The 13531-nt window shown below is 38.2% G+C and carries 9 protein-coding genes and 4 tRNA genes; 9 read left to right on the plus strand and 4 right to left on the minus strand.

The window, feature by feature from the left end; translation table 11 throughout:
- Positions 1-161: 161 nt before the first annotated feature.
- The gene (gene fabA / locus H4J54_RS00290; protein WP_182137993.1) at positions 162-677 is read left to right on the plus strand and encodes a 3-hydroxyacyl-[acyl-carrier-protein] dehydratase FabA; all 516 of its coding nucleotides are present in this window, start codon (positions 162-164) and stop codon (positions 675-677) included.
- 122 nt (positions 678-799) lie between these two features.
- Here fabA and gltX read toward each other — a convergent pair whose 3' ends face one another.
- Complete coding sequence (gltX, locus tag H4J54_RS00295; protein WP_182188850.1) at positions 800-2212, minus strand: glutamate--tRNA ligase; 1413 nt, start codon at positions 2210-2212, stop codon at positions 800-802.
- A gap of 277 nt (positions 2213-2489) precedes the next feature.
- On the opposite strand from gltX, the gene H4J54_RS00300 reads away from it, so the two are divergent.
- The 4 genes from H4J54_RS00300 (at position 2490) to H4J54_RS00315 (ending at position 2888) form a co-directional block, all read left to right on the plus strand.
- Positions 2490-2565: transfer RNA gene (locus H4J54_RS00300), tRNA-Val, on the plus strand.
- A gap of 31 nt (positions 2566-2596) precedes the next feature.
- Positions 2597-2672, plus strand: a tRNA-Val gene (locus H4J54_RS00305).
- Between the two features lie 32 nt (positions 2673-2704).
- Positions 2705-2780: transfer RNA gene (locus H4J54_RS00310), tRNA-Val, on the plus strand.
- Between the two features lie 32 nt (positions 2781-2812).
- Positions 2813-2888, plus strand: a tRNA-Val gene (locus tag H4J54_RS00315).
- Positions 2889-3372: 484 nt separating this feature from the next.
- On the opposite strand, the gene H4J54_RS00320 is transcribed toward H4J54_RS00315, so the two are convergent.
- Both H4J54_RS00320 and H4J54_RS00325 read right to left on the minus strand, forming a co-directional pair.
- Positions 3373-4944, minus strand: coding sequence for a sulfotransferase (locus H4J54_RS00320; RefSeq protein ID WP_182188851.1), 1572 nt, complete (start codon positions 4942-4944; stop codon positions 3373-3375).
- A gap of 379 nt (positions 4945-5323) precedes the next feature.
- Entirely contained in the window at positions 5324-7813 is a 2490-nt protein-coding gene (locus tag H4J54_RS00325) for a TonB-dependent receptor (RefSeq protein ID WP_182188852.1), read from the minus strand.
- A 497-nt stretch (positions 7814-8310) separates the two neighbouring features.
- Here H4J54_RS00325 and H4J54_RS00330 point away from each other — a divergent pair, with 497 nt between their 5' ends.
- Positions 8311-8706, plus strand: coding sequence for an RNA-binding S4 domain-containing protein (locus H4J54_RS00330; protein WP_182188853.1), 396 nt, complete (start codon positions 8311-8313; stop codon positions 8704-8706).
- Positions 8707-9044: 338 nt separating this feature from the next.
- Here H4J54_RS00330 and H4J54_RS00335 read toward each other — a convergent pair whose 3' ends face one another.
- Positions 9045-11951: a TonB-dependent siderophore receptor gene (locus H4J54_RS00335; protein ID WP_182188854.1), complete on the minus strand. Its 2907-nt coding sequence runs from the start codon at positions 11949-11951 to the stop codon at positions 9045-9047.
- Between the two features lie 399 nt (positions 11952-12350).
- Here H4J54_RS00335 and H4J54_RS19280 point away from each other — a divergent pair, with 399 nt between their 5' ends.
- Genes H4J54_RS19280 through H4J54_RS00340 form a run of 3 tightly spaced genes read left to right on the plus strand, consistent with a single transcriptional unit; the run spans position 12351 to position 13431 of the window.
- Positions 12351-12485 (plus strand): hypothetical protein, encoded by a 135-nt coding sequence (locus H4J54_RS19280; RefSeq protein ID WP_259367389.1) that lies wholly within the window; start codon positions 12351-12353, stop codon positions 12483-12485.
- Positions 12482-12640: a kelch motif-containing protein gene (locus tag H4J54_RS19285; protein WP_259366969.1), complete on the plus strand. Its 159-nt coding sequence runs from the start codon at positions 12482-12484 to the stop codon at positions 12638-12640. Before H4J54_RS19280 ends, H4J54_RS19285 begins: the two co-directional genes overlap by 4 nt.
- Positions 12637-13431, plus strand: a complete 795-nt coding sequence (locus H4J54_RS00340; RefSeq protein ID WP_259366968.1) for a kelch repeat-containing protein — start codon at positions 12637-12639, stop codon at positions 13429-13431. The genes H4J54_RS19285 and H4J54_RS00340 overlap by 4 nt, the downstream gene beginning before the upstream one ends.
- Positions 13432-13531: the final 100 nt, after the last annotated feature.

Here is a 13531-nt window from a genome sequence, read left to right on the forward strand (position 1 = left end):
TAAAAGTTTAAAACCTTAGTAGTTATGTATAACCGATTCTTACAAAATATTTTGAATTTGTTAAGTCATATATCAATTTATTTAACTGTTCGGAGTTGTTTAGCGTACAAGTGTTAGCTAAAGTAAGGTCTTTGAAATTATTAATAAACGTAAGTGATGACATGGAACAACAAAATTCGTTCTCAAAAGAAGACCTAGTAAAAGCAGGTACTGGTGAAATGTTTGGCCCTGGCAACAGCCAGTTACCATCTGACAATATGTTAATGATGGATAGAATTGTTAGCATTAATGATGATGGCGGCGAACATGGCAAAGGCGAAATTATCGCTGAATTAGACATAAATCCAGATCTTTGGTTTTTTGATTGTCATTTCAAAGGTGACCCTGTTATGCCGGGTTGCCTTGGCTTAGATGCAATGTGGCAATTAACAGGTTTTTTCTTAGCATGGTCAGGTGGTCCAGGTCACGGTAGAGCTTTAGGTGTGGGTGAAGTTAAATTTACTGGCCAAATTTTGCCAACAGCTAAAAAAGTCACTTATAAAATCACCTTAAAACGCGTTATTAAGCGTAAATTATTTATGGGTATTGCTGACGGTACGGTTTCTGTTGATGGTCGTGTGATCTACACAGCGAAAGATTTAAAGGTGGGCTTGTTTACCGATACCACTAAGTTTTAATCACTATTTAACTAAGTGGTATTTAACTAAGTATTATCAGTAACATCGTTCTGAACATAAAAAGCCAGCAATTACGCTGGCTTTTGTTTATCCTTTTTTTCACAAATAGTTAATTTTATAAATTAACTATTTGCAATACGCGCATCAACCACGGCAATAGCTTGATCAATTCTAGCTAAAACTTTTTGCTGATCTAACAATGCTAAGGTAATGTCTAATGAGGGTGAATTGCCACCACCTGTGGCAGCAACACGCAAAGGCATGCCCACTTTACCCATGCCTACTTCAAGCTCTGTTGCTGTGTCGTTAATCGCGGCATGAATGGGTGCAGCTGACCAATCAGTCAAAGCCGCTAATTTCTCTTTTACTAACAACAGGGGTGCTTTTACTACTGGGCGTAAATGTTTTTTCACCGCACCCGCATCAAGTTCAGTAAAATCTTCATAAAAGTATCGGCTAATTTGTGCCATTTCTTTTAATGTTTTTACCCGGTCAGCTTGTATTTTTACAATTTCTTCAAGTGCTGGGCCATTTTCAACATTGATACCCTGCTCTTTCATATGCCAAGCAAGGTGAGTGGCAACATAAGCGGGATCGAGCGTTTTCATGTAATGCTGATTAACCCAGATAAGTTTGTCAGTATTAAAGCCTGAAGCTGCTCGGTTACAATCCTTAAGATCAAATAACTCAATCATTTCTTCACGAGAAAAAATTTCTTTATCACCATGTGACCAGCCTAAACGCACTAAATAATTCAATAGTGCTTCTGGTAAGAAACCGTCATCACGATATTGCATTACACCCACAGCGCCATGACGTTTTGATAAACGTTTACCGTCATCACCTAATATCATCGGGATATGAGCATATTCAGGTACAGTTGCGCCTAATGCTTTTAAGATATTAATTTGTTTTGGCGTATTGCTGATGTGATCATCACCGCGAACCACATGTGATACTTTCATATCCCAATCATCAACAACAACGGTTAAGTTATAAGTGGGTGTACCATCTGAGCGAGCAATAATTAAATCATCCAGTTGCTCATTACTAATAGTAATATCGCCCTTAACCATATCTTTGATAACAACATCGCCGCCTAATGGATTTTTAAAACGAATCGCATATGGCTTATCTGCTGGATAATCGGTACGTTCACGCCATAAACCATTGTATTTTTCAATTTCACCTTTCTCTTTCGCTTCTACACGCATAGCATCAACTTCTTCAGCAGTACTATAACAACGATAAGCGTTACCGGATGTTAGTAGTTGCTCAATCACTTCTTTGTAACGATCAAAACGTTGAGTTTGAAAATAAGGCCCATGAGTCCATGGTAGGTTTAACCAATTCATGCCGTCCATAATGGCGTCAACGGATGCCTGTGTTGAGCGCTCTAAATCCGTGTCTTCTATTCTAAGAATAAAGTCACCGCCATTTTTTTGCGCATAGAGCCAACTATATAAAGCAGTACGAGCACCACCAACATGTAAATATCCCGTAGGGCTAGGGGCGAATCGAGTTGTTAAAGTCATAAAAGTCTCAATGAAATATTTATTTGCGTAAGTCAGCAAATAAAACAAAGGTTATTAAAAAAGTTGCGGCATTTTATCAGGCAAGTGCATGAAATACACCTTTTAGCGCGTTAAATTTCCTGACGACCTGAGACAACAAATAAAAATAAAGTTCACAAAACCATCAGTCTGTCCAAATTTAAAGCATTCAAGCGCAATAGTGAAAATAAATATAAATAATTACTGAGTTTTGGTTGACAGCTTTTATGATCTCCCTATAATACGCCCCCACAGAGAAGGACGATTAGCTCAGTTGGGAGAGCACCGCCCTTACAAGGCGGGGGTCACTGGTTCAAGCCCAGTATCGTCCACCACTTCTCTGTGAGTACTGTTTAAATTTATATCGGACGATTAGCTCAGTTGGGAGAGCACCGCCCTTACAAGGCGGGGGTCACTGGTTCAAGCCCAGTATCGTCCACCACTTCTTTTACCATAAAGAAGCAAAACTAAAATGGACGATTAGCTCAGTTGGGAGAGCACCGCCCTTACAAGGCGGGGGTCACTGGTTCAAGCCCAGTATCGTCCACCACTTCTTTTGCCATAAAGAAGTAAAACTAAAATGGACGATTAGCTCAGTTGGGAGAGCACCGCCCTTACAAGGCGGGGGTCACTGGTTCAAGCCCAGTATCGTCCACCATCTTTATTTTCAGTTAAAATCTTCATATAATTAACACTCCTCTTAAAGTAAAACTAAAATCACCTTCACCTCTTTATTATCCGCGCCGGCTCACGGGTTCAAGCACATTATCGTCCACCATCTTTATTTCCAGTTAAAATTCCCATATTATTAACACTCCTCTTAAAGTAAAACTAAAAGCACCTTTACCTCTTTATTACTCGCGCCGGATCACGGGTTCAAGCCCAGTATCATCCACCATCTTTATTGCTTATTTAATTTCCTTATCATTAATATTAAAGTCATATCTGGTCTTTTGAATATTCACCTTCATCGTTGGCCGAAATGGCTCAATAAAGACTTTACGATGATATTCAAGAATCTACAAAGTGATTGATTAGTCGCTCAACATCATGTGTATTTTCTAGCTTTAGTGCTAATACATACGATTAATTTCTTTTAAAAATTCGCCAGATTTTTATAAAAATCAATCTAGATCAAAGCACTAAGTTTGCTCTCTGGTGGCTAATATCGCTTTTACGCCATCTAGATAAGCGTCATATTTTTTCCAGTTACCCACTGATCTATTATTAATTGGACTACGAACTTGCATTGCACTGGCTGTAGCGACAGGCGCAGAATTTTGGTCAATATCAACACATTGCTCTTGCCAAGAAAGATTACAAAATTCAATCAGCTGTTTGGCTTCATTTACTGGGTCATTAACCAACTTCTCATAATTAATCAAATAAAAATTTTCTGGAAAAAGTGCTAACCATAACGCCGCTAACTGTTTAAATAGTAAATAAAATTCTGTGGTGCTTTCTAAATCATATGAATAACTATAATAGGATTGATTAACCGCAAAAAGCTGCCGAAAATTACTCACTATGGTATCCAGTGGATTTCTATCTAAGCAGACAATTTTAGCTTTTGGTAATGCTTTTAAAATAAAACCAACATAAAGTACATTTAGCGGCATTTTATCGACAAATTTTTCTGTTTTTCCGGTTATTGCCCGCGTACTTTCAATATAATCTTCACCTAACTTGGCAAAATTTATATTTTCTGTCGCTGCTATTGTTTCTGCATCAATCACACGCTTGCTCGTGGTTTTAGCCATTTTTTTAAGTAGCAAACCAAAGTGCTGCAATTCACCTGCACTCGTTACTTCGCTATGCTGTGAAATAATTCGTTCAACCAGCGTTGTGCCTGATCTTGGCATACCAACGACAAATATGGGTTCATCTGTTTCAAAACCTTGAACCTTTGAGCTATCCACATTTTTAAAGTGACTTTCAAGCCGACTAAACAGCGCTTTATCTTCATCAAGATGGTAGTTAAATTGTTTGAGTTTACTTTTTTTTGCCGTATCCAAGTAGAAAAATGCTTTATCAAAATCTTTCAGTGCTTCATATTCTCGGGCAAGAGCATGGCCTATATATAAGCTGTCGTCTGCATGTTGCGTTTGTGAAAACAATTGTTCAAGTAGAGGAATATGGTTTGATGTTGCCGATATGCCGCCTAAACCCGTTAACGCGGCATGAGCTTTGTAATAATTTGGTGCTATGGCAATAGTTTTTTCATAGGCTTTTTTAGCGCCGTCAAAATCACCAATAAACTTGAGTGCTGCGCCTAAATTAAAGAAATAATTAGGATTTTTATCGTTAATAGTAACCGCTTGTTGAAAAAAAATTACCGCTTTTTCGTGTAAGCCAATTTTACTATATGCCACACCAAGCGTATCTAGCGTTAATGATGATTTTGAGGCAAGTTGAGCCGTAAGTTCAGCAAAGTACACCGCCTGCACATGATTATTTTCCAGTGCATAGTGCTTGGCCAATTGTGATAAATATTCGGCATTGTTAGGAGCAAGTTTGTTGGCTTGTTTAATTAACTCAATAGCTTTAAGAAAATTATGATGCGCACTAGCAATCATGGCTAGCAAAAAATAAGCATCTGCAAAATATTTATCTTGTTGTAAAATAGCGATTAGTTTTTGATGGGCTTGTTGATACAAACCTTGATTTAAAGCTTGTTGCGCCTGCTGATGCAATATTTTTGTTGTCTTAGACATACTTCAACTACTCAAATTTAGTTATTTTAAATCACACTTGTTGATATACTTTGCCAGTTTTTATCACAAAAAAATATCTACAAGGGTATTAATTCTTTCTATTGGATTATCATTAACCACAATAATATCCACAAAATTGCCCGCTTTTATTTATGCCACTTTTTTATCCGTTTAATCATCGCGCACTGTTAATAAGTCACGGCTTGCCTCGCTTGTAATGGTGTCATAACAAACTGTGCTATAAAGGTTTGGCGTTGTCGCTATGGGGATAAGTCGCTAAAAAAATGCTAAAAAGGCACAGTATCATTTAAACGTTTAACTGATACTGTGCCTTTGTTTTTTTATACTTTTTATTTAAGTAAAAATTATACTTAGATAATTACATATCGAATAAATATTCGAAACGTACACCTACTTTGCGTGGCGTGATTAAGTAATGTCCATAGTTACGCTGAAGACTCGCATCGTTCGAATTCATCACAGGAAACTTTGCTAAGCCAATATCACCTTGATCACGACGTACCGAGCTATAGGCATATTTATCAAACATATTATCCACGTATAAGGTTACCGACCAAGCACCTTCTGTTAATTTTGCTGACACATTACTTATCGCATAGCCGGCTAAAGCCTCACCATCTGCGCGTAAACCGACCTTAGAGTAAACATCACTTTGATAAGTCAAGCCGTAATTGATATCTAAACCTGTGCGACCAAAAATCTCGGTAGAATAGCTTGCGCCTAATGAAAACTGCTGTTCAGGTGAGCCGGGTAAACGATCACCATTTTTACCATCATAAAAACTTTGCTCTACACCTGCATCAAGCTGATCTTCACTTAAGACTTGAAATAGAAAAGGTGCGTCACTGGTTAATTCTGCATTGGTATAAGCGTAAGTAGCATAGGCGGTAATATTATCACTTAGCATGGCGCGAGTTGATATTTCAACCCCTTTTGATTCTGCTGCTGCGGCATTGCTGGTAATAGGTTGCTGACCATAGAAAGTAGCACCCGCGACTTGAGCATTGTCCCACTCAACCATAAATACCGCGGCATTAAAATGTAATTGGTTACTAAACCAAGTACTCTTAAAACCTAATTCATAATTAGTCGTGGTATCTGCTTCGTAAAGAGCTTCATCGGGTAAGGCACAAACATTTTGAAAGCCCGATTCTACGACGTCATCCGGGCAGGCCGCAACACCATTAGAGCCACCAATTCTAAAACCTTCACTTATCGTGGCATAGGCCATCACATCGTCACTAAACTGATAACTGGCATTCACTTTCAATAAGTTGCCATCACCATCAGCAGGTGGAGTGCTTTCAAGATCTAAATTGATTTCATTAGATGCATAATTATCAAATAAGGTGTAATACAAGGGTAAGTCTACTGCTGAAGACGAGTTAACTTCATAGTCATAAAAACGAGCACCCATCATCAGCGTTAATTTATCGGTTACGCTATAAGTTAACTCACCAAAAAGAGCTGATTCAGTGACTTCAGTATTATCCACCGAAATATACTCTAATGAATCAGGACGTAATTGATTGCCACCCCAGTTATCAACAGCATATTGATCGAAGCCTGGCGCATATTCACGGCTATCAACAAAACTTTCGAATTGGTTGTAGTAAGCACCTACAATCCAAGAAAGTGCTGAGTCTCCCGTTGATACTAAACGAATTTCTTGGGTAAAGTTTTCAGCCTCATCCACTTCTCGAGTAAAAGTAGAAAAACCTGGGAATTCTTCATAGCTGTAATCTAAACGGATAAGTAAGTCGGTTTGATCACGTTGCCCCAGTGCTTCAAATTCTGAATAACCGGTAGCTGAGGTCAGTTCAGCAAAACCTAAATCAAGGGTAATTTCTAAACTCAGTAAAGTGTCTTCTTTTTCTCTCGGTTCTTGGTAGCGATAACCTGAGTCATATTCTCCTATAACTGTCGTTAAAGGATTTGTCTCGCTTAAACTACTGTTATGAACAATAGAGCGACCGCCGATGTCTTGTTTTTGATAAAAATACGACAAGGTTGCATCAAAAACTTCATTCGGCTGCCAGCGGATCATCGCTTTAGCTGTACTCGTTTGTTCATCGTTAGCATCTTTTACCTGTTTTAGGTTAGCGCTAACTGCATCAGTATCTGACCAATCTGGATCAGGTAATGAAACACCTCCCTCGCGCACCACATAGTTGTAATCAATATAGCCAGGTTCATCTAAATAATTAAAGGCAAAACGCACGGCTAATTCATCTACAATTAATGGCGTGTTAAAAACAAAACCTGCTTCACCACCGGTATCATCACTTTCAGATAAAGTGAAAATGTCACCATAGAGCGAACCAGAGGTTACATCAAGTACGGGTTTATTCGGTAAATAGCGAATAGCGCCACCTAAAGTGCCTGCACCATATAAGGTCCCTTGTGGGCCAATTAATATTTCAACTCGTTCAACATCAATGAGTTTCATGTCAACGACTAGGGGAATTTCACCAATGTAAGTGGCCACAGTGCCACCATCAGAGCCAGGGCCTGATGAGTTAGTATTTAAACCTCGGACAACAATCGGAGAGCCCGTACGACCCCCTTGATCAGCAACACTTAAACCTGGTACCCAACGAGCAACATCTGATAATTGTGTAATATTTTGATCTTTCATCACATCACTATCAAGTGCAGTGATATTTAAAGGAGCTTCTTGCACAGTCGATGCACGACGTGAGGCCGTAACTTGAATGCGTTCAATGCCTTCAACAGCAAGTTTTCCAGCAGCTGCTTCAGCGTAACTATAGGTGGTTATAGATAATGCGGAACTGAGTGCTAAGCATACAACAGATTTTTTAAAGGTTTGCGAATTTTTTACATACATGGGTGGTTTCTCTTCCTCAGAGTTATTTATATAGCTTGTTACTATTTTTTATATTCAATTTTTTATATCAAGTGTTTTTATAATTGGTTTTTATTCGTTCAAATGTCGTTATTCATAAGTTTTAAAGCGTTACCATTAATTTTTTGATCAAAATTAACCACCAAACTTGTCAAATGAAAATATCGTTTAAAATGAAAAAACCTAATCTTTTAATGTGTTACATAATTTAGGCAACAAAAAAGCGGACAACAGCCCGCTTGTTTACATTAATAATTGCAATAATACTTTAATTTGACCATTAATGCATTTATTGCCGCTGCGGTTAATGCTGGCCAAATAATGGTTGCTAACGGGGATTTATCCTATTAGCTAGGCATTGATAATTGACGCTACTCTGGTTATTAACTTTACTTGCCATTCTCGCTAATACGACAACGACATCACAAAACAACTAAGATATAATCAGTTTTTTCGTTAACTACAAGAATAGACCTTACATGCCTTCAAATTTTCCACTTATTGATGTTTCTATACAACCTATTGAACTTTGCAAATTATTAAAAATAGCGAATATGGTCAGTGGTGGCGGTGAAGCTAAAATAGTGATCAGTGAGGGATATGTGTTATTGAATAACGAAGTAGAATTTCAAAAGCGCAAAAAAGTTTATCACGCCGATATTATAGAATTTAACAGTGAAATCATTCAGGTTAATGTGGTTAAGCTAGGTAAAGACGAACTCCCCCTAACAACAAAAAAACAAGCAGAGGCCACCTTAACTAAACAGAACGCGTTTAAAAAAGCTAAAAAGAAAAAATCCAGTAATAATGACAAAGCACAAAGTGTTCAAGTCACTGACAAAGCTAGATCAAAGCGTAAACCAATTTCTTTTTAATTTTGCTTAGTATGCGATTGTCGCCAGTAAGCGTGTAAACTGAACTTAGTGTTTTAAGTTGACTACATAAATCCCATCCTACAGCTAATATCGTGCCTATAAACGGCTTTACTCATTCAATTACTTAGCACAAAACGCTATAACTTAATTTTATATCAATCGCTCGCCAAAAATTTAACAAGCCAAACGGTATTAAGCAAATGAATGAATTGATTACCTTTACATCATCTAATTTTTTTTTGAAAGCCTAAGTTAACTTACTCAAAAAAAAAGCAATAATACCTCAGTATTATTGCTTTTATAATAAATTGGCTGTGTGCCAATTTATTGGTCAGCTATTAGAATCTTACGTTAACACCGGCAAATGCTCTACGACCAACTAAGTCATAAATAGCGTTTGCTGTATAGCCTGGCGCTAATTTGTCTGTTAGGTTTCGAATACCTGCGCTTACTGATACGTTATCATTTACTAGGTAATTAAATGATACGTCATGTGTCGTAACAGAACCAATATATGCAGGAGATGTATCTTCTGCTGTGTCGCCTGTAGGAGAAATATCGAGTGTAAAACTACGTTCGATAAAACGAGTTGACCAGCTTACAACTAAATCATCAATTTGATAATCTAAACCAAAGCGCAGTTGAAGTCCTGGATCACCTACTTCACCATCTTCAACGTTTATTTCGTCTGGACGGTCTTGAAATTCAAATCGTTCCAACTCTAGTAATTTACTCACCATTAGGTTAGTTTTTAACTCGCCTGGAAGATCAAAAGCGCTTAGATCTGTGGTATATCTAAACACAGCTTCAACACCTTTAGTATTTAACGCCGCAGCATTTAAATAACCAGAACGAACAAGTTCAATGTCATTTGTAGTTGAGTTACGATCGATTTGACTACAAAAACCTGCGTCAGGACCACCCGTTGCATCTACACAGTTATCAGCAACATTTTGTGCTGCAACGAATGTAATGGCGTCAGTGATTTCAATATCATAATAATCAACTGTAACAGAGAAGTCCTCAACAAACGAAGGAGTCCAAACAAAACCAACAGTCATAGACTCTGAGTCTTCCGATTGTAAATCCGGGTTACCGCCTGAAAGTAGATCTACCGATACATTATCGTTTGCTTGAAAATCAGCAGGAACACCCAAAGCAGCACAGTTGGCCGCGCGATCTGGATCATCTGAAATATTATCAGCATCACATGGATCACTAACGCGTGCAAAACCAGGAGAAATAGGGTCAAATGCTTCTGCGATATTTGGAGCACGTACGGCTTCACCTAATGTACCGCGAATACGCAAATCTTCGAATGGCGCATACATCAAACCAACTTTCCATGCTTCTGCCTTACCGGCATGAGAATAGTCAGCGGTACGAAACGCTGCATCTACAGTGAGTTCATGTGCGAATTTCATACCAGCAAGTAGAGGTAAACTTACTTCAACAAAAAATTCACTTACATCGTATTCACCGTATGAGTCTGGTGAAGCAGCACTCGTTAAAAAACCGCGCTGAGTGAATTCATCAGTAACTGACTCTGAAGACTCTTCACGATATTCAAAGCCCGCAGCAAAACCGATACCACCACCTTGTAATTCCATAAACTCTGCTGTATCAAACGAGATTGCACCACCAACAAATTCTTGCTTAATAGTATCCGATCGCGTTACATCTGCAGATACATAGTCACGAGCTTCTTGTGAAGCACTTTGACCAAATGGGTTGTAAGCAACACAATTATTACCATTTACAGAGGCTGGATCTTCGTAATCATCACCTTGAGCACTAGCTACTTGGCTACGACATGCTGCTTGGCCAGTATCAGGATCAATGACTGAGTCAACAGCTGCAACAAAGTTATCAGGTATTAAGTCATTAAGTGTTTTACGTTCGTTAGTTGTTTCACCGTTAACGTAATATAATTCCCAATCCATGGCAGTATTACTAACTGAAAACTGCCCTTCAAAACCTGCTGTATATCTAAATAAGTCACGGCGGTTAGCTGCAGAGCGGTTACCAAGCTCATCAAAAAACTTCGCCATACCTACATTAGTTTGATCCGCGTCTAATAATGTTTGACGTAAACCCCCATCTAGAAAGGCATTATCTTCTACATCAATAGCAATATTACCGAATCTAAATGAAGGTTGGAATTGTTGTACTACATCAGAACGAACGTATTTAAAATCACTGTTAAAAGAGATATTATCGGTAAGATCAAATCTTAATGTTGAACCTACGTTAATCTTCTTAACACCTGGTGAATAGTTTTCGTAATCTTCACCATTGAAACAGTACTGACAACCGTCAGGGAAATTACCAAAAGCAAAACTGTTACTAAATTCACGATCAGTTTGAACTATAGGGGAACCTGCATTGTCGAAAACAAAACGTCCCGCAGCACCGCCAAAAGGGTTAATAACACCATTTGCATGGATCATTTCTGATGATACGTTACGTCTTCTCAGTTTATCAGGAATACCGTCATCTTCACCGCCGTCATCTGGGTTTATGACTGTACCCCAACCTTCAAATTGGCGAATATCTGCAGACATCACCTCACCAACACGTTCAATACCAGTAAAGAATGTTAAGTTACCTTTACCATCAGCAAAGTCGGTACCCGCTAAAATATTGAAAGTGTGATTTCTGTCATTCACACCTTCAGTAGATTTAGTGCCGGTTAAGTTTGCTGAGAAACCCTCAAAATCTTTTTTCAATATAACGTTAATTACACCCGAAACAGCATCTGAACCATAGATAGCAGAAGCACCACCCGTGATAATTTCAACTCGTTGAATAAGCGCGGCAGGAATTGTTGATAAATCAACCGTTGATTCTCCAGGTGTGCCAGCTACATGGCGTTTACCATCGATTAAAACTAATGTTCTAGCTGAACCCAGACGACGTAAATCTGCAGAGCTTGTTCCTGCAGCTGCATTACTATTATTGTTACCGATTAAAGTGTCTGTTGAACCAATAGCTGGCAATTCACTTAAAATACTACCTAAGTCTGGTGAACCAAACTTAGCGATATCTTTAGCGTCAAGTACGATAATTGGTGTTGGTTGGGAAAGCTCTGAACGAGCAATACGTGAACCTGTAACCGCAATACGCTCTACTTCACTGACTGCTTGCTCTTGCTCTTGCTCTTCAAAAGCTAAAGCAGGCATGGTAATTATGCTGCCAAAAATAGCTAATGAAATAGCTTTTTTTATTTTTGTAAATTCTCTCATAGTTCTCTCTTAGGTTTAAAAAACTAACCTTCAAATTTATTAGTGTATTTAGATGAAGGACTAAAAAATAGTAATATAAATCAGCATGAAACTGATGATTTATATTAAAAGTCGCTAGCGATACCAACATCAGAATTAACACTTTTGAAACCTTTAATTACAACCAATTGACAAAAAAATTACAAATGACGACCTCGCTATTTACAACAAACTGACAATAGTACTCTAAGTCACATTTGATAAAATAATATCAATTAATGAGTTACTCAGCATAGAAAAATAAACAGTTAAGTGATTGAAAATTATTTAAATTTTAATTTTTTAGTAAGTATTCCTGCTCATTATATTCCATGGTAGGATTACTGATTAAATCGCTTAAATTAATTCCATGAGTCACCCATGCCAAAAGTACGACCTTTAATCTTGTTAGCCTTGTGTTTTGCTCTACCTACTGTGATTTTTCAAGTAATAGCCAAAGCCAGTGAGCACAGCCAACTACCGCAAGGCGTTAGCAATAATGCGTTGCGCAAGTGACAATTAATAATCAAGACTACATCATTTCGTTTTCCGGACTAGCGAACGGCAAAGGCTACCAAGATATTCATCATCACAGCTTTGTTTATAATGTAACTAAAAATCAATGGCGTGAGAAATCTGCTGTGCCAATAAAGAAACAGTCAATGGCTTGATTGGTCGCTTAGCAAGTGTTGCTACTGCCATTAATGAGGTAGCTTATGTTTTTGGTGGTTATACCCTTGCTAAAAATCATAGTGAAGTGTCGGTGCCTGACGTTTATGCTTATCATGTTTTAGAAGATCACTATCAAGCATTAACCCCTATGCCCGTGCCTGTTGATGACAGTATTGCGCTGCCTTATCAAAGCCGTTATATCTACTTAATCAGTGGTTGGCATAATGACGGTAACGTTAATTTAGTGCCATTGTATGATACAAAAACCAACCAATGGCAGCAGGCATACCCCTTTCCAGGTAAAACAGTATTTGGCCAAGCCGGTGGTATTATTGATAATAAAATACGGGTTTGTGATGGTGTTGGCATTGATGTTCACTTTAATAAACGTCGAAGCTCTGCGGCACAAAGTGCCTGCTATCGCGGGGAAATAAACCCGCAAAGTCCAAGTGAAATTTCGTGGTGTAGAGTTAAGCACCCAACGGGGCAATCACGATACCGTATGGCGGCAAAAGGCACGATAAATAACACATCGAACACACAAGAAATTGTTTTTATTGGTGGTAGTAATAATCCTTATAATTACAACGGCATAGGTTATAACGGCGAACCATCAAAGCCAAGCAATGAAGTCTGGCGCTATAATCTCGACACAGATAAATGGCAAGTTACTTATAGCAAAACCGTCACTATGGACCATAGTGGCCTATTAGAACTCAACGGAAAATTACTGACCATTGGCGGTATGGGCGAAAACCAACAAGTGCTTAAGGGTATTAACTACTATTAATCTTCATTTATAGGCAAATTTTATCTATTGGCGCGATTTAAACCTTTTGTGGCTGAAACTGCCCTGCTAGAATAAGCGTCATATTTTATACTTGTTTATT

Origin of the sequence: Colwellia sp. MB3u-8 (assembly GCF_014076985.1) — a bacterium.
Lineage (GTDB): Bacteria > Pseudomonadota > Gammaproteobacteria > Enterobacterales > Alteromonadaceae > Cognaticolwellia.